Source organism: Streptomyces sp. NPDC008092 (genome assembly GCF_042957285.1).
In the GTDB taxonomy this organism is placed as follows: Bacteria; Actinomycetota; Actinomycetes; order Streptomycetales; family Streptomycetaceae; genus Streptomyces.
This window is the reverse complement of record NZ_JBIBHY010000009.1, coordinates 317,125-334,941: the sequence shown is the minus strand read 5'-3', so window position 1 is coordinate 334,941 and position 17,817 is coordinate 317,125. Positions and strand designations below refer to the sequence as shown.

11 protein-coding genes are annotated in these 17,817 nt (G+C 74.4%); 8 read left to right on the top strand and 3 right to left on the bottom strand.

The features are described 5' to 3' along the window. Positions 1 to 12 precede the first annotated feature (12 nt). The 4 genes from ACFZB3_RS29530 (at position 13) to ACFZB3_RS29515 (ending at position 9,088) form a co-directional block, all read left to right on the top strand. The gene (locus ACFZB3_RS29530; protein WP_391380474.1) at positions 13 to 5,988 is read left to right on the top strand and encodes an SDR family NAD(P)-dependent oxidoreductase; all 5,976 of its coding nucleotides are present in this window, start codon (positions 13 to 15) and stop codon (positions 5,986 to 5,988) included. A gap of 158 nt (positions 5,989 to 6,146) precedes the next feature. After that, positions 6,147 to 7,109, top strand: a complete 963-nt coding sequence (locus tag ACFZB3_RS29525; protein ID WP_391380471.1) for an ACP S-malonyltransferase — start codon at positions 6,147 to 6,149, stop codon at positions 7,107 to 7,109. After that, positions 7,103 to 8,191, top strand: coding sequence for an arylcarboxylate reductase (locus ACFZB3_RS29520; protein ID WP_391380469.1), 1,089 nt, complete (start codon positions 7,103 to 7,105; stop codon positions 8,189 to 8,191). The genes ACFZB3_RS29525 and ACFZB3_RS29520 overlap by 7 nt, the downstream gene beginning before the upstream one ends. A gap of 234 nt (positions 8,192 to 8,425) precedes the next feature. Next, positions 8,426 to 9,088: an alpha/beta fold hydrolase gene (locus tag ACFZB3_RS29515; RefSeq protein ID WP_391380467.1), complete on the top strand. Its 663-nt coding sequence runs from the start codon at positions 8,426 to 8,428 to the stop codon at positions 9,086 to 9,088. A gap of 76 nt (positions 9,089 to 9,164) precedes the next feature. Here ACFZB3_RS29515 and ACFZB3_RS29510 read toward each other — a convergent pair whose 3' ends face one another. Next, positions 9,165 to 10,250: a WD40/YVTN/BNR-like repeat-containing protein gene (locus ACFZB3_RS29510; protein WP_391380465.1), complete on the bottom strand. Its 1,086-nt coding sequence runs from the start codon at positions 10,248 to 10,250 to the stop codon at positions 9,165 to 9,167. A 271-nt stretch (positions 10,251 to 10,521) separates the two neighbouring features. On the opposite strand from ACFZB3_RS29510, the gene ACFZB3_RS29505 reads away from it, so the two are divergent. Beyond that, entirely contained in the window at positions 10,522 to 11,127 is a 606-nt protein-coding gene (locus tag ACFZB3_RS29505; RefSeq protein ID WP_391380464.1) for a hypothetical protein, read from the top strand. A 50-nt stretch (positions 11,128 to 11,177) separates the two neighbouring features. Here the strand turns inward: ACFZB3_RS29505 and ACFZB3_RS29500 are convergent, their stop codons facing one another. Then, on the bottom strand, positions 11,178 to 13,163 hold the full coding sequence (locus ACFZB3_RS29500) for a HEAT repeat domain-containing protein (protein WP_391380462.1): 1,986 nt from the start codon (positions 13,161 to 13,163) through the stop codon (positions 11,178 to 11,180). A gap of 129 nt (positions 13,164 to 13,292) precedes the next feature. Further along, positions 13,293 to 14,954 (bottom strand): acyl-CoA dehydrogenase family protein, encoded by a 1,662-nt coding sequence (locus ACFZB3_RS29495; protein ID WP_391380460.1) that lies wholly within the window; start codon positions 14,952 to 14,954, stop codon positions 13,293 to 13,295. Positions 14,955 to 15,025: 71 nt separating this feature from the next. Here ACFZB3_RS29495 and ACFZB3_RS29490 point away from each other — a divergent pair, with 71 nt between their 5' ends. From ACFZB3_RS29490 to ACFZB3_RS29480, 3 genes are all read left to right on the top strand, one after another. Then, positions 15,026 to 15,793 carry a PaaX family transcriptional regulator C-terminal domain-containing protein gene (locus ACFZB3_RS29490; protein ID WP_391380457.1) on the top strand — a complete coding sequence of 256 codons (768 nt, stop codon included), beginning with the start codon at positions 15,026 to 15,028 and terminating at the stop codon, positions 15,791 to 15,793. A 104-nt stretch (positions 15,794 to 15,897) separates the two neighbouring features. Continuing rightward, entirely contained in the window at positions 15,898 to 16,860 is a 963-nt protein-coding gene (locus ACFZB3_RS29485) for a redoxin family protein (RefSeq protein WP_391380455.1), read from the top strand. 24 nt (positions 16,861 to 16,884) lie between these two features. Next, positions 16,885 to 17,781 carry a dihydrodipicolinate synthase family protein gene (locus tag ACFZB3_RS29480; RefSeq protein ID WP_391380453.1) on the top strand — a complete coding sequence of 299 codons (897 nt, stop codon included), beginning with the start codon at positions 16,885 to 16,887 and terminating at the stop codon, positions 17,779 to 17,781. Positions 17,782 to 17,817 lie beyond the last annotated feature (36 nt).

The following is a 17,817-nucleotide window of genomic DNA, read 5'->3' as shown; positions in this document are numbered from 1 at the left end:
GTGGAGCCCATGATGACTGCCCCTCAGGACCAGGTGATCACTGCCCTGCGCAGCGCACTGGTGGACAACGAACGCCTCAGAGAGGCCAACCAGCGTCTGTCGAAGCGGACCGACGAGCCGGTCGCCATCGTCGCCATGGGCTGCCGCTACCCCGGCGGGGTCGCCTCGCCCGACGACCTGTGGACCCTGGTCGGCGAGGCGAGGGACGCCATCTCCCCGTTCCCGGAGGACCGCGGCTGGGACACCCGCCGGCTGTTCGGGGAAGGGGCGCCCGGCACGCTCACGTCCAGCGCCCGCGAGGGCGGCTTCCTCGCCGAGGCGGCCGACTTCGACCCCGGTTTCTTCGGCATCAGCCCGCGCGAGGCGCTGGCGATGGACCCGCAGCAGCGGCTGCTCCTGGAGACCAGCTGGGAGACGTTCGAACGCGCGGGCATCGACCCGGGCACCCTGCGCGGCAGCAGGACGGGCGTCTTCGTCGGCCTGATGGGCACCGACTACGGCGGCCCCCTGCACCACGTCCCGGACGGCGTCGAGGCGTTCCTGGGCATGGGCACCCAGTCCAGCGTGGGCTCCGGCCGGATCGCGTACGCCTTCGGCCTGGAGGGCCCGGCCGTCACCGTCGACACCGCCTGCTCCTCCTCCCTGGTGGCGATCCACCTCGCCGCGCAGTCCCTGCGCGCGGGCGACAGCACGCTGGCCCTGGCCGGCGGCGCGACCGTGATGGCGGGCCCCGGCCTGTTCGTGGGGCTCAGCCAGCAGGGCGGCGTCGCCGCCGACGGCCGCTGCAAGTCCTTCGCGGAGGGCGCCGACGGCGCCGGTTTCGGTGAGGGCGTGGGTGTGGTCTTGCTGGAGCGGCTCTCGGACGCGCGGCGCCATGGTCATCCGGTGCTGGCGGTGATCCGTGGCAGTGCGGTGAATCAGGACGGTGCGTCGAACGGTCTGTCGGCGCCGAACGGTCCGTCGCAGCAGCGGGTGATCCGGCAGGCGTTGGCGAATGCCGGTGTGAGGCCGTCCGAGGTGGACGCGGTGGAGGCGCACGGTACGGGTACGTCGTTGGGTGACCCGATCGAGGCGCAGGCCCTGCTGGCCACGTACGGTCAGGAGCGGGAGACGGACCGGCCGTTGTGGCTGGGGTCGCTGAAGTCGAACATCGGCCACACCCAGGCGGCCGCTGGTGTGGCCGGTGTGATCAAGATGGTGCAGGCGATGCGGCACGGTGTGCTGCCCAGGACCCTGCACGTGGAAGCGCCGTCGACCCACATCGACTGGTCGGAGGGCGACGTCCGGCTGCTCTCCGAGGCGGTCGACTGGCCCGAGTACGGGCACCCCCGGCGCGCCGGCGTCTCGTCCTTCGGGGTGAGCGGCACCAACGCCCACCTCGTCCTGGAGCAGGCCCCAGAAGCCGACGACGAGCCCGCCGCAGCGGCGCCCGCGCCCGGCACGGCGGTTCCCTGGCTGCTCTCCGGGCGGACGGCCGACGCCCTGCGCGACCAGGCCGACCGGCTGCGCACCCACTTGGCGACCCGCCCCGGCCTCCGGCCGGCCGACATCGGGTTCTCGACCGCGACCGCCAGGGCCGCGCTGGCACACCGAGCGGTCGTCGTCGGCGCCGACCGCCACGCCCTCGACCACGAACTGGACCTGCTGGCCCGCGGCGAGCTCTCCGACCACGCCGTCCGCGGCACCACGGCACCCGCCGGGAAGAGGGTCTTCGTCTTCCCCGGCCAGGGTGCGCAGTGGGCGGGGATGGCGGTGGAACTCCTTGAGTCGTCGCCGGTGTTCGCGGAGCGGTTCGCGGAGTGTGAGCGGGCGTTGGCGCCGTTTGTCGACTGGCAGTTGACGGGGGTGGTGCGGTCGGGGGAGTTCGGCCGGGTGGATCGTGTGCAGCCGGTGTTGTGGGCGGTGATGGTGTCGTTGGCGGCGTTGTGGCGGTCGTTCGGTGTCGAGCCGGCTGCGGTGGTGGGGCATTCGCAGGGTGAGATCGCGGCTGCTGTGGTGGCGGGTGCGTTGTCGTTGGAGGACGGGGCGCGGGTGGTGGCGCTGCGGTCGAAGGCGATCACGGCGTTGGCGGGACGCGGTGGGATGGTGTCGGTGCCGCTGCCGGTGGACGAGGTCCGTGGGTTGTTGCCGGAGGGTGTGTCCGTCGCCACGGTCAACGGCCCGTCGTCGGTCGTGGTCTCCGGTGATCCGGCCGGTCTGGAGCAGGTGCTGGGCCTGGTGGAGCGGGCGAAGCGGGTGCCCGTGGACTACGCGTCGCACTCGGCGCACGTGGAGGAGATCCGCGAGGAGATCCTGCGGGTGCTGGAGGGCGTGTCGCCGCGCAGCGGTGAGGTCCCCTTCTACTCGACGGTGACCGGGGGTCTGCTGGACACCGCGGCGCTCGATGCCGAGTACTGGTATCGCAACCTGCGGCAGACGGTCGAGCTGGAGACCGCTGTGCGGGCGTTGGGCGCGGCGGGGCACGGTGTGTTCGTCGAGGTCAGTCCGCATCCGGTGCTGACCTCGGCGGTCGAGGAGACGGTCGGCGGGATCGTGGTGGGCACGCTGCGGCGGAACGCGGGGGGCCGGGACCGGTTCCTGCTCTCCCTCGCCGAACTCCACGTGGCCGGCGTGCCCGTCGACTGGAGCGCGGCCTTCCCCGCCGCCCGGCGGGTCGAACTGCCCACCTACGCCTTCCAGCACCAGCGGTACTGGCTGGACCCGGCCATCGAGCACCTCGGCGCCGCGGCCGACGGCCACCCGCTGATCGGACGGCCGCAGCCGGTCGCCGACAGCGGCACCCTGCTGCACACCGGCAGCCTGTCGCTGCGCACCCACCCGTGGCTGGCCGACCACGCCGTCGGAGGCACCGTGGTCGTGCCCGGCGCGGCCCTGGTGGAGACGGTGCTGCACGCCGGCCGGGACCTGGGGTGCGGCCTGCTCGAAGAGCTGACCGTGGAGACCCCGCTGCTGCTCGGCCCCGCCGGGCCGCTGACCGTCCAGCTGTCCGTGGAGGGCCCCGACAGCGGGGGGCGGCGCCCGTTCGCCGTCCACGCCACGTCCGGCGGGCAACCCTGGACCCGGCACGCCACCGGATGGCTCGCGCCCGGCGGGGCCGAGGACACGGCCGAGGACCCGGCCGCGGACCAGGACGGCGCCCAGTGGCCGCCGGCCGGCGCCGAACCCGTCGACATCGACGACCTCTACGGCAGGTTCGCCGAGGGCGGCATCGAGTACGGCCCGGCGTTCCAGGGGATGACCGCCGCCTGGCGCTTGGACGACCGGATCTACGCCGAGGTGACGCTGCCCGAGCAGCAGCGGTCCGGACTGCGGCGGTTCGGCGTCCACCCGGCGCTCCTCGACGCGGCGCTGCAGACCGTCGGCCTGTCCCGCGACGGCGACGGGGGCGGGCCCGTCCTGCCGTTCTCCTTCGGCGGTGTCGTCGTACACGGCGAGGCCGGCGGCGACCTGCGGGTCGAGACCACGGTGCGGGGCGAGAACGAGGTGTCCGTGCGCGCCACCGACCGCGACGGCCGGCCCGTGCTCACCGTGGACTCCCTCGCACTGCGCCGCCTCACCGGCCTGGTCCGCCACGACTCGCTGTACGAGGTGTCCTGGGTGACGCGCCCGCTGCCGCAGGCCGTGGAGCGCACCGACACCGTGGTGCGCGTCGACACCGTGGTGCGCGTCGAGCCGGGCCCGCCCACCGCGGCGGCGGCCCACGAGACCACCGGCCGGATGCTGGGCCGGCTGCAGGAGTGGCTGGCCGCCGACCACGCCGACGGCGCCCGCCTGGTCGTCGTCACCCGGGGCGCGGTGGCCACCGCGCCCGACGAGGACGTGACCGACCTGGCCGGCTCCCCGGTGTGGGGGCTGCTCAGGTCCGCCCAGTCGGAGAACCCCGGTGTCTTCGTCGTCGTCGACACCGACGAGGAGAGCGAGCACCTGCTGGACGCCGCGCTCTCCTGCGACGAACCCCAACTTGCGCTGCGCGGCGGCGAGTTGCGCGTACCCCGGCTGCACCGGTCCACCCACGAGAACACCGAGCGGGAACTCGACCGGGACGGCACCGTTCTCGTCACCGGCAGTGCCGACGGCCTGGCCGGTCTGGTGGTCCGCCACCTCGCCACCGAGCACGGCGTCCGCCGCATCGTGCTGGCCAGCCGGCGGGGCCCCGGCGCGGCGGAGATCCAGCGGCTCGGCGCGGACCTCGACGCCGAGATCGTCGGCGCCGCCTGCGACATGGCCGACCGGGACGCCGTGGCCGAACTGCTGGCGTCCGTACCGGAGCGGTCGCCGCTGACCGCGGTCGTGCACACCGCGGCCGTGCTCGCCGACGGTGTCCTCGCCTCGCTCACCCCCGAGCAGGTCGGCACCGCGCTGCGGCCCAAGGTCGACGCGGCGCTCAACCTGCACGAGCTGACGCGCGGCCTCGGGCTGCGCGAGTTCGTCCTCTTCTCCTCGGTCGCGGGCGTCCTGGGCGCCCCCGGCCAGGGCAACTACGCGGCGGCCAACGCCTTCCTCGACGCCCTGGCACACCACCGGCGGGCCCAGGGCCTGCCCGCCCAGTCCCTCGCCTGGGGCCTGTGGGAGCACAGCGGCGGCCTCACCCAGAACCTGGACGAGGCCGACGTGGCGCGGATCTCCCGTGGGGGAGTGGTGCCGTTCGACACCAAGCAGGGGCTGGCGATCATGGACCTGGTGCGCGGCACGGACGCGCCCGCGCTCGTCCCGGTGACCCTGGCGGCCACCATGCTGGACACCACACCCGAGGAGGCCCCCGTCCTGCTCAGGGACCTGGTGCGCGCCCCGGCCAGGCGTGCCGGGGCCGGCCCCGAGCGGCGGAGCGCCGACGAGCTGCGGAGCACCCTCGGCGCTCTGGACGAGGCGGGCGGCGACGCGCTGCTCGGCGAGATCGTGCGGGGCCACCTCGCGACCGTGCTCGGTCACGCCTCGGCCGACGACGTCGACGAGACCGCCGCGTTCCTCGCGCTGGGCCTGGACTCGCTCACCGCCGTCGAACTGCGCAACCGGCTGACCTCGGTCACCGGCCTGCGGCTGCGGCCCACCGTCGCCTTCGACTGCGCCACCCCCCGGGAACTCGCCCGGTTCCTGCGCACCGCGCTGCTCGCCGCGCCCGTGGCGGAGCCGGCGGCGCCGGCGGTCTCGTCCCGGCGGGCCGGCCCGCTGGACGCGGCCGGCGAGCTCTTCCGGTACGCCGCCGAGCGGGGCCAGCTGAAGACGGGCGTCAAGATGCTGCACCAGGCCGCCCAGCTGCGGCCCATGTTCACCGCGACGGAGGGCCGCGAGGGCATACCCGGACCGCTGCGGCTGACCACCGGCGCCCAGCGGCCGCGGATCATCTGCCTCTCCGCCTTCGTCGCCCTCGGCGGCGCCCACCAGTTCGTCCGGTTCGCCTCGTTCTTCGGGGACGAGTACGACGTCGCCGCGCTCGACGTCCCCGGCTTCCAGAACGACGAGCCGCTCGCCGCCGACGCGGAGGCGCTGGCCGACGTGTACTGCGACATGATCGCGGAGCTGGTCGGCGACGACCCGTTCGTCCTGCTCGGCTCCTCCTCCGGAGGCGTGCTCGCGCACGCGACCGGCGAACGGATGAGCCGGCGCGGCGTCGCCCCCGCCGGAGTCGTGGTCATCGACGGCTACCCGATGACCAGCCCGCACATCAACCGGGTCCAGGACCAGCTGCTCAAGGGCATGTTCGAGCGCGAGGAGCGGTTCGTCAGCCTGGACGGCACCCGTCTCACGGCCATGGGCTGGTACTGCGGGATGTACGAGTTCTGGGAGCCGCGCGCCGTGCGGACGCCGACGCTGCTGCTGCGGGCCACCGTTCCCCTGGAGGGCATGACGGACGACCCGTCGAGTGAGGAGTGGCGCGCCGTGTGGCCCGCCACCGAGGTGCTGGACATCCCCGGCGACCACTTCACGGTCATGGAAGACCACCTGGAGACGACCACACAGGCCGTCAAGGACTGGCTGGCGGCCCTCTGACTGGCTGGCGGCCCTCTGACGCAAGGGTCCCGCCCGGCCGGGCGGGACCCGCGCACCACGATCCACCCCCGGCAGCGCCCCCGCGCGCCACCGAGGTGCAGTTCCCCCTTCGGACAACCGGACCGGCCGGGTCCGGCACACCATGTATGGAGATCCCCATGGCACTGGGTTACTTGCTCGGCGGCGGAGTCGGCACCGAGCCGCACGGCATCGAGCTGCACCGCGCCTACCCCGTGATGCAGCGGCTGTACGAGCAGATCGCCGAGTGGACCGGCCTGACCGTCGGCCAGATCCTGGAGGAGGACCTGCCGGAGGCCCAGGAAGAGCGGCAGAGCGCCGGCTCCATCAGGGAGACCGCACTCGCCCTGGCCGTGCACGACATCCTCGCCGAGCAGGGCGTGCACCCCTCCGCCCTCGGCGGCCTGAGCCTGGGCGCCATGACGAGCAGCTGCCTGGCCGGCGCCCTCACCCGTCAGGAGCTGTTCGGCCTGCTCCGCAGCACCCGCCTGTGCCCCGACCCGGACCCGTCGGAGCCGGCCCACGCCCTCGCCATCGCGGCCGTCCCGGCCGGGCAGACCATAGAGGCGTTCGTCGGGGGCGCCGAGGGCGTCTACGTCGCCGGTGACATGGGCGACACCGCCGACGGCGCGCTCCGCATCTACATGCTGGGCGGCCTGCACGAGCCCATGGCCGCGCTCGCGGGCTCGCTGCCCGAGGGCCTGGTGACGCTGATGCCGGGCCGGGGCATCGCCCAGCACACCCCGCTGCGCGCCCCGTTCCGGGAGTTCGTCGAGCCGCACATCGACGCCATCGGCTTCGGCGCCCCCAAGCTGCCGGTGCTGTCCTGCCTGGATCCCCGGCAGCTGGCCTCGGCCGAGGACGTGCGGGACCTGTTCAAGCGCAACCCCACCACCCCGATCAGCCTGCCGTACGTGTACGACGGCATGCACGAGCTGGGCGTCCAGCTCGGCGTGGTGGTCGGCCCCGCGATCCCCGCCGGACTGCTGCGCATACCCTTCCCCGTGGTCCACGTCGAGCAGCCCGAGCACATCGAGAAGGTCGTCTCCACCGTGTTCGAGCTCGGCATCGAGTACCCCGAGACCGGACTCGCACCGTGCTGACCTCCGGCCTGTCCGCGGCCGACTGCGACAAGCTCGTCGACGGCTGGCTGGACACGGATCCCGACGACTGGACCCGGCGGGTGGTCCGGCGGCACTTCGACCCGGAGACCGGCAGCCCCTACTGGCTGGAGCGGGCGAAGGAGCTGCCGTTCGACCCGCGGGACATCGAGCGCCACGCGGACCTGACCGCGTTCGGGCCGTTCGACCTCGACGTGCTGCGCACGCGCGACCCGCGGGACTTCGTGCCGCTGGCCGTGGACCGCCCGCTCGCCGGCCGGGTGTGGGAGTCGGGCGGCACCACGGGCGCGCCGTGCCGGGTCTTCTACACCCCGGACATGATCGTCCACCGGGGCGTGTGGCGCCGCTGGTCGTTCGCCACCGAGGGCTTCGAGCCGCACCGCACCTGGCTCCAGGCGACACCCACCGGACCCCACCTGATCGGCAACGGGGTCTGGGAGGCCGGGGACCTGCACCAAGGGGTCGTGTACGCGATCGACATGGATCCCCGCTGGGTGAAGCGTCTGCTGCGCACCGCGCGGATGCCCGTCGCGCGGGACTACACCGAGCACCTGCTCGACCAGATCCTGGACGTCCTGGGGACCCGCGAGGTGGACTACGTCAACACCACCCCGGCGCTGATGGTGGCGCTGGTCAAGCGGGCCCCCGAGCGGGTCGCGGCGCTGCGCGGCGTCCGGCTGAGCGGCACCCACCTGGTCCCCTCGGTCTACCGGCAGATCGTGGCCGCCCTGGACGGGGGCATCTGCGGCCTGAGCTACGGCAACACCTTCGGCAACGCGGCCGGTCTGCCGGTGGAGCAGGACGGCGGACTCATGCCGTATCTGCCGAACTTCCCGCAGGTGACGATGGCGGTCGTCGACAAGGCCGACCCGATGACGGCGGTGCCGTACGGCTCGGTGGGCCGGGTCCGGCTGACCGTGCTCCACGAGGACCTGTTCCTGCCCAACGTGCTGGAGCGCGACGAGGCGGTGCGGTACGACACCGGCGGCCGCTTCCCCACGGACGGCGTCGCCAACGTCCGCCCGCTGGAGACCGCGAGCACCGCGGTCGAAGGGCTCTACTGATCCGCCTGCGCACGCCTCCCGAGCCGGTACCCGGGTACCCGGCCGGGAGGCCCGCTCTCTGCTTCGGGGACCTCACGGGCAGCTGATCCCGCACCCGCACCCGGCGGCAGGGAGAAGGGCCAACTAGCTTTCCTCGGCCGGGTGTTGATTGAATCAGGCAGCATGCCCCTCGTATCGGATACCGACCTCTGGTTGCGCCGTTTCCACGATGAGCCGCAAGGTCCCGCGCCACGCGTGGTGTGCTTCCCGCACGCCGGTGGCGCCGCCAGCTGGTACCGGCCGCTCTCCACCGCACTGGCATCGCGCGCCGAGGTGCTGGTGGTGCAGTACCCGGGCCGCCAGGACCGCCACACCGAACCCCTCATCGACGACATACACGTCCTGGCCCGGCGCATCACCGACCTGGTCGCCCCGCTGCGCGACCGCCCGCTGGTGCTCTTCGGGCACAGCATGGGCGCCTCCGTGGCCTTCGAGGTCGCCACCGAACTGCAGGCCAGATCGCTGGAGGTGGCGCACCTCGTCGTATCCGGGCGCCGCGCCCCGCAGCACCCCCACGAAGAGAAGGTGCACCGTCTCGACGACGCAGGCGTGATCGCGGAGGTGCGCCGCCTGGCCGGCACCGACTCGCGCATCTTCGACGACGAGGACCTGGTACGCATGGTGCTGCCCGCGATCCGCGGCGACTACCGGGCCGCCGAGACCTACCGCTACCGGCCGGGACCCCCGCTGACCTGCCCCGTCACGGCACTCACTGGCGACGACGACCCCAAGACCACGGTCAAGGAGGCAGCGGACTGGGAGGAGCGCACCACGGGCCCCTTCCAGCTGCGGGTGTTCCCCGGCGGGCACTTCTTCCTCACCGAACACAAGAAGGCGGTGGCGGAGCTGCTTGCCTAGCGGCTGCGCCGGGCGGGCACCGACCCCCTGCGGCGGCGTCTCGAAGTCCACGGCCCACCACCGGTGTCCGGGGGCCTCAGGAGACGACCGCCGCCCGCACGCACAGCACGTCCGGCAGATGGGAGGCCAACTGGCGCCAGCTGTCGCCGTCGTCGGCCGAGGCGAACACCTCGCCGTTGCGGTTGCCGAAGTACACCCCGGCCGGGTCCGCGTCGTCCGTGCAGAGCGCGTCGCGCAGCACCGTGCCGTAGTGGTCCTCCGGCGGCAGGCCCGCCGACAGCGGCTCCCAGCTCCTGCCCGCGTCGGCCGTGCGGAAGACCCGGCACCGGTGCTGGGCGGGCACCCGGTCGGCGTCCGCGTTGATCGGGAAGACGTACGCCGTCTCCCCGCGGCGCGGATGAGCGGCCGCCGCGAACCCGAACGTGGACGGCAGCCCCTCGCCGATGTCGGTCCAGTGCGCCCCCGCGTCGTCGCTCCGGTACACCCCCCAGTGGTTCTGCAGATACAGCCGGTCCGGATCCCCCGCGTCCTGGGCGATCTTGTGCACGCACTGGCCGAACTCCGGATCGGGTTCCGGCAGGAACACCGCGGAGACACCGGAGTTGGACGGCGTCCAGCTCGCGCCGCCGTCGGCGGTGCGGAACACGCCGGCCGTCGAGACGGCGACCGTCACCGCCTTCGGGTCGCGCCGGTCGGTGACCACGGTGTGCAGGCCCTCACCGCCGCCGCCCGGCACCCACCTGTCGCGCGTCGGGTGCTCCCACAGCGGCCGGACCAGCTCGAAGCTCTCCCCGCGGTCCTCCGACCGGTACAGCGCGGCCGGTTCCGTGCCCGCGTAGACCACGTCCGGCTCGGCGGCGGCCGGGTGCAGCTGCCAGACCCGCTCCAGCGAGGCACCGGTGTCCCTGGGGAACTTCACGGCGGGCCGGGCCGGTTCGGTCCAGGTGCGGCCCAGGTCGTCGGAGTGGAAGACCGAGGGCCCCCAGTGCGCGCTGTCGCCGCCCGCCAGGAGCCGGGGCCGTTCGCCCCGGGTGTCGACGGCGACCGAGTAGATCGCCTGCGCGTTGAAGTAGGGGCTCTCGTCGAACTCCCAGGCGCCACCGCGCCGCCTCCCGAGGAAGAGCCCCTTGCGGGTGCCCACGGCGAGCAGTACCTCGGTCATGCCGATCACCTCCACGACGTCCTTGTCACAGCCGGCCCTCAGTCGTCAGCCAGTCTGCACCCCACCACTGACAGTCAGCCGGGGGCCGGCATCGGCGCAGGTCGCAGCCGCCGTGTCGGCCGGCCGGACAAGTCGGCGGAACGCGTTCCGGGAGACGCCTGCGCGAGCGGGGTCAGTCGTGCGACCGTCGACTCGGAGTTCGCCGTGAGCAACAGGGCGGCCGCTCCCGTATGGGAGGGCGGTCCGGGCTGTCCGTGCGCGCGTGAGGAGGATGCCTTTGAAGGCGTTCCGTGGTCCGAAGGTCTGGCTGTGGCGCTGGCGGCGCAACCCGCTGAAGCGCCGTGCCGACACGATGGAGGCCTGGGTGCTGCTCGGCGCCTGGCTGCTCACCCTGCTGGCCGGGGTGCTCGCCGGGCTCGCGGCGGCCCGGTCGGTCGAGGGCGGACTGGCCCGCGAGCGCGTCGAATGGCACCCGGTCGTGGCCCGTGTCATGGACAAGGCCCCCGGCTCGGCGCGACCCGAGTCCGGCTCGTCCTCGGACTCCTCGAACGGCGAACGGGTCTGGGCACGCGTGGGCTGGACCGTCGCCGACGGCTCCGCGCACAGCGGCCAGGCACGGGTCCCGGCCGGCAGCACGGTGGGCACCCCGGTCACCGTCTGGACCGACCCCCAGGGGCACCTGGTCTCCCGGCCCGCCACCGCCACCGAGGCCCACTTCCGCTCCGCGCTGGTCGGCGGCCTGGTCGGGCTGAGCGCGGCCGCCGTCCCGTTCGTCGCCGGACTGGTGGCGCGCGGCCGGCTGGAGCGGCGGCGGATGGACCGCTGGGACGCCGAGTGGGCACGGCTCGGACCGCAGTGGGGCCGGATGACCGGCTGACGCCGGCGCCCTGCGGCCCCGGCGCCGGTGCCCTGCGGCCCGGCCGCCGGTCACCGGGACTGCCGAGCCAGGGCCCGGCGGCAGTCGGCGAGCAGCCGCTCGTCCTGGGCGATGTCGTGGCTGCCGTACCCGCCCGGCCGCGCCGTGTGCCGCCGGGCGTCGGCGAGTTCGGCCGTCACCAGGTCGTGCAGCGGGGCACCCGCCGGGCCCATCGCGGCCAGACACCCGGCGATCGCGCCCCGGGTGTACGGGTTCTCCGACCAGGCGGCCCGGAACACCGGAAGTACGGGTTCCGGATCCCCGTCGATCCGCCACCACGCCTCGGCCGCCGCCGCCCGCTCCCACACCCGGCCCGACCCGGCCAGCCGGCGCAGCGCGGGCAGCGCACCACGCGCGGCCGGCCCCAGCCGGCCCAGCTGCTCGGCAGCCGTCCGGGCGCTGCGGGTCCGGCCGTGCGTCAGCTCCCGCAGCAGCACCGGGAGTACGGCGGCCGCGTCCCCCTCCGCCGACCACAGGGCCCCCGCCGCCAGGGCGGCGTGCCGGGTGTCCAGCAGCCCGCGCAGGACCGGTGCCGCCGCCCGGGCAGCCGTACCCAGGACATCGAGCGTCCGTACCGCCTGCCCGACAAGGGCTTCCCGGGCCCCCAGCCCGTCCGGTGCGCCGCGCAGCAGCCGCAGCACCTCCGGCACCGCCGCCGGATCCCTGAGGGCGGTGACCGCCGCCAGCAGCGGAGCGGCCAGTTCGGCGGCCTCGGGCGAGTCCGGGTCGACCTGGCCGAGCCGGCGCCGCAGCGCGGGCGCGAGCGGGGCGGCCGCCGGGCCCAGGTGGACGATCTCGAAGCCCAGCCCGCCGGGCACCACCGGTCTCGCCAGCAGCTGGGACAGGGCCGGCACCGCGCGCGGATCGCCACTTCTGGCCAGCGCCTTCAGCGGACCGCCCAGCGAGGGTCTGCCGCGCTCCCAGGTGTGCACCCACAGGTCGGGCCGCACCGTCACCAGCGCGTGCAGCTCGTCGGCGGCCGGCGCGGCCAGCCCGAACAGCTCCACCAGCACCGTGACCGCCGCGTCCCGCAACTGGTCCTGTTCCCGGCCCAGTTGCCTGCCTATCAGCGCCACCGGCGCCGTGAAGTCCGCCCGCCAGCCACGGAACAGCCCGGCGGACATCCACACCGCGTTGCACCGGTCCATCGGGTCCGGGCTGCTCAACTGGCCGACGAGGAGCGCGATCCGGTCCGCCACCCGGTCGCCCAGCGCCCGGTGCAGGGTGCGCAGCAGATACGAACCCTCCTCGTCGGAGGGCCGCAGCCGTCGGATCCGGCCGACCAGCGTGTCCGTGTCCGCCCGCTCCGGACCGGCCGGCCGCCGCTCCGACCGCTCCCTGAGCAGCCGGACCGCGGTCGGCACCAGATCGGCGGGCAGCCGCTCCGGCGCGCCGAGGCCCAACTGCCCGAGGGCGGCCAGCCGCGCCGTCGGGGCGTACGGCGGCCGGCTCTGCGCGGCCAGCAGCCGCACCGCCCCGGCGGCCCGGTCGGGACGGCACCGCACGAACAGCCCGAGGGCCTCGGTCAGGGCGAGCAGCACCTGTTCGTCGCGCTCGACCGTGATCCGCCGCCGTAACAGCGCCAGCACCCGCTCCGGTTCGTCGAGGAACCGGACCAGCGCCCCGGGCACCGCGCGGCGCACCCCGGGGCACGCGTCGTCGGCCAGCGGCACCAGCGCCTCGGCGCCGGCGCGGACGGCGGCCCCGGCCCGCGAACCGGCGCTCTCCGTACCGATGCTGACCAGCAGCTCCACTATGGCGCCCCGGTCCTGCACCTCCGGACGGGAAGCCAGCGCGAAGAGGAACGGGACGCAGGCGAGCGTCGAGTCGTACACGTTCCCCTGGTGGTGCACCGAGCCGTACATCCCGTCGAGCGCGACCTCCCGTTCGGCCGCGTCCGCCGAGGCCAGTCCGCGCAGCAGACCGGGTACGTCCGCCGCGCTGCCGTACGCGTGCCGCAGCGAGGCCCAGTCGACCTCGTCGATCCCCGTGAACACCGTTGTCCTCCCCAGGCGAGTACCACCTGTTCCGGAGTCTGCACCACGGGACTGACAACGATGCGGAATCGGACGGCGACTGTGCGCGATCCGTCCGCGGTCAGCGGCCGGCGGCGCTTCGCACAGGGATCAGTTCCGGCCAGGCAGCGCCCGCTCCAGGATCGCGTCGAACCCGGTACCGGCCGGCAGGGTGCCGAACGCGTACCCCCAGTCGCCGCCGAGCCGGGTCGCGCAGAAGGCGTCCGCCACGGCGGCCGGGGCGTACCGGACCAGCAGCGAGGCCTGCAGCGCCAGCGCCATCCGCTCGACCAGCCGGCGCGCCCCCGCCTGGTCGGTCTCGGCCAATTCGTTCTTCAGCCGGGTCACGGCCGCGTCCAGCCGGGCGTCCGCGCCGCGCGCGTGCGCGAGTTCGCCGAACAGGGCGTCGGCGGCGCCGGGTTCGCGGGACAGCGCGCGCAGCACGTCGAGCGCGTTGACGTTCCCCGAGCCCTCCCAGATCGACAGCAGCGGAGCCTCGCGGTAGTGCCGGGGCATGCCGGAGTCCTCGACGTAGCCGTTGCCGCCCAGGCACTCCAGGGCCTCCGCGGTGAAGGCCGGACCGCGCTTGGTGACCCAGTACTTGCCGACGGCGGTCGCGATCCGCCGGAAGGCCCGCTCCTCCTCGTCCCCGCGCACCGCGCGGTCCGCCGCGCCCGCCAGCCGCAGGGTCAGCGTGGTCGCGGCCTCCGACTCGACGGCCAGGTCGGCCAGCACGTTGCGCATCAGCGGCTGGTCGACGAGGCGTGCGCCGAACGCGCTGCGATGGCGCACATGGTGACCGGCCTCGACGAGCGTCTTGCGCATCAGGGTCGCCGAGTTCATCACGCAGTCCAGCCGGGTGCAGTTGACCATCTCGATGATGGTCTTCACCCCCCGCCCCTCGGGTCCGACCAGCCAGGCCACGGTCCCGTCGAACTCCGGCTCGGAGGACGCGTTGGAGCGGTTGCCGAGCTTGTCCTTCAGCCGCTGGATGCGGAACGCGTTGCGGCTGCCGTCCGGCAGCACGCGCGGGACGAGGAAGCAGGACAGGCCGCCCGGTGCCTGGGCCAGCACCAGGAAGACGTCGCACATGGGCGCCGAGGTGAACCACTTGTGCCCGCGCAGGGTGTAGACGCCCGGCTCGGCGGTGGGCGTGGCGGCCGTCGTGTTCGTCCGGACGTCGGAGCCGCCCTGCTTCTCGGTCATGCCCATCCCGGCGAGCAGCCCCGGCTTCTCCGCCGGCACGCGCAGCCCCGGCTCGTACTCCCGGCTCGTCAGCAGCGGTTCGTACACCTTGGCCAGTTCGGGCTGGGCGCGCAGCGCCGGCACGGCGGCGTACGTCATGGACGTGGGACACCCGTGGCCGGATTCGGTGTGCCCCCAGACCAGTCCGCCCGCCGTCCGCGCGACATGGGCCCCCGCCCGGTCGTCCGCCCAGGCGGCCCCGGCCAGCCCCTCCGCCACCGCCGTCCGCATCAGGTGGTGCCAGCTGGGGTGGAAGTCGACCTCGTCGATCCGGTTGCCGTACCGGTCGTGGCTGCGCAGCTCCGGCTCGTGCCGGTTGGCCAGCTCACCCCACTCCTGCGCCTGCGCGCTCCCGGCGCGTACCCCGAGCAGCCGGATCCCCTCCTCGGCCCACTCCGCGCCCTCCCGGCGCAGCCCCTCAAGCAGCGCCCGGTCGTCGGAGGCGTCGTAGGGGGCGAGCGGGGGTGCCTGGTTGGTGACGTCGTGGGTGGCGTACTGCGGCTGCGGGAGCGCGGCGGTCGAGTCCATGGCTCCATGTTGCAGTAATCCTGCGACCGCAGCAATAGTGCAACATGGCACCGCACGTACAGTACGTGACCATGCGCATGAAGGATGTGTCCGCCGAGGCCGCCGAGCCCGCCGACGCCGGCCTGCGGCCCCTGTCCGCCCGGTCGGTCGTGCTGAGCCTGCTGCTGGGCACGCATCCGCCGGAGCTGCCGGTGAAGGACCTGATCCGGTTCGTGGAGCCCTTCGGGGTCGGCGGCTCCACGCTCCGGGCCGCGCTCAGCCGCATGACGGCGGCCGGCGACCTGCGCCGTGGCGACGACGCCGTGTACGGCCTCAGCGACCGGCTGCTGGCCCGCCAGCGCCGCCAGGACGAGGCGGTACGGCCCCGTACGCGCGCGTGGCGGGGCGACTGGGAGATGCTGGTCGTCACGGCCACGGGCCGCGGCCCCGCCGCACGGGCCGACCTGCGCACCCGCCTGGCCGCCTTGCGGCTGGCCGAACTCCGCGAGGGCGTCTGGCTCCGTCCGGCGAACCTGGCGAGGCCGATTCCCGCCGACCTGGCGGCGACCGCCCAGGCCTACACGGCCCGCCCCGACCGCCCCGCACCCGGACTGGCCGCCGACCTCTGGCCGTTGACCACCTGGTCGGCCACCGCCCGCGCCCTCCTGGCCCGGGCGTCGGAGTCCCGCCTCCCCGCCGACCGCTTCACGGTCTTCGCCGCCGCGGTACGGCACCTGCTGGCCGACCCCGTCCTGCCCCCGGAGCTCCTGCCCGCCGACTGGCCGGGCGACGAACTGCGGGCCGCCTACGCGGAGTACCGCGCGGAACTGAGCCGGCCGGCTGAGCACCCGGCCGGCTGATCCCCGGCGGCAGGCTCGGGTGGCAGGTTCCGGTGGCAGGTTCCGGCACGGCGGCTTGACCTTACCCTCGGGGGCAGGGTTTAGCGTGCGTCGAGGTGAGAGACATGCGGATCAGTGAGCTAGCCCGCCGGGCGGGCGTGACGGTCAAGGCGGTGCGCTACTACGAGTCGCTGGGACTGCTCGCGCCCGACCGGCTGGCCAACGGCTACCGGGACTACGGCGAGGGCGACGTACGGCTCGCGCGGGAGATCCGGGCGCTCGGCAGGCTCGGCATCCCGGTGGAGCGCACCCGTCCCTTCCTGGACTGTCTCGTGGTCGGGCATCGGCACGCCGACGACTGTCCCGCCTCGCTGGCCGAGTACCGGGAGGCGATCGACGAGATCACCCGGCGCATCGACGGGCTCACCGCCCGCCGGACCGCTCTGCTGGCGCACCTGCACGAGGCCGCTCACCGCAACAGCCGTGTCCCACCGCCCGGCCGTGCCGAAGGAGAGGACCCGATGACCGACTACCTGCGTCTGCCCGCCGACCTGCCCGTCCCCGAGGACGACGGCGCCGCCGCCCATCTGCCCGGCACGAAGCTGCCGCACCTCGAACTGCGGGCCACCGGCGGAGCGACGGTCGGCCTCGACGCGCTCGGGGCGGGCCGGACGGTCGTCTACGTCTACCCGCTCACCGGACGCCCGGGCACCGACCTGCCCGAGGGGTGGAACGCGATCCCCGGGGCGCGCGGCTGCACGCCGGAGGCGTGCGGCTTCCGCGACCACCACCAGGAGCTGCTGGCCGCCGGAGCGGCCGGCGTGTTCGGCCTCTCCAGCCAGGACACCGACTACCAGCAGGAGGTCGTCGAACGCCTCCGCCTGCCGTTCCGGATGCTCTCCGACCCCACGCACAGCCTGACCCGCACCCTCGGCCTGCCGACGTTCGACACCGCCGGGCAGACGCTCTACAAGCGGCTCACGCTGATCGTCCGGGACGGCGTGATCGAGCACGTCTTCTACCCGGTCTTCCCGCCCGACGAGCACGCCGGCCAGGTGCTGACCTGGCTGCGTGCCAACCCCCGATAAGCCGAACGACCCTTGGAGTCAACCGTGTTCACCGGTCTGAGTGCCTTTCCGCTGACCCCGTTCGCCGCCGGCGGGGACATCGACGAGGAGGCGTTCGCCCGCCTGGTACGGCGCCTCGCCGTGGCCGGCGTCGACTCGATCGGCGCGCTGGGCTCCACGGGGTCGTACGCCTACCTCACGCTCCGGGAACGGGCCCGAGCCGCCCGTATCGCGGTGGAGCAGGCCGACGGCGTCCCGGTCCTCGTGGGCATCGGGGCGCTGCGCACCCGGGACGTGCTCGCGGCGGCCGAGGACGCGCAGCACGCCGGGGCCGCGGGCGTGCTGCTGGCCCCGGTGTCGTACCAGCCGCTGACCGACGACGAGGTGTTCGGGCTGTACGAGGACGTCACCGCGCACCTCTCTGTGCCGCTGGTGGTCTACGACAACCCGCGCACCACCCGGTTCACCTTCACCGACGAGCTGTACGCGCGGGTGGGCCGGCTGCCCCGCGTCGCGTCGGTCAAGATTCCCGGGGTCCCCGCCGACCCGGCCGCGGCCCGGGCCCGGGTGGCGCGGCTGCGCGAGATCCTGCCGCCGCACGTGACCGTGGGGGTGAGCGGGGACGCGCTCGGAGCGGCCGGGCTGGTCGCCGGCTGCGACGCCTGGTACTCGGTGACCGCCGGTACCTTCCCCGGACCCGCCCTCGCCATCACCAGGGCGGCCCGGGCGGGGTGGGCGGACCGGGCCCGGGAGGAGTCGGAGCGGCTCCGGCCGCTGTGGGACCTCTTCGCCCGGCACGGATCCCTGCGGGTCATCGCGGCAGCGGCCGCCGAACTCGGCCTCACGCCGCACGACAGCCTGCCCCGCCCGCTGCGCGACCTGTCGGGCGACGACCACCAGCAGGTCGCCGACGTACTGCGGCGGCTCGGGCTCGACGTGTGAGACCGGGCGGAGAACGGTTGCCCCGCGGGCCCGTCG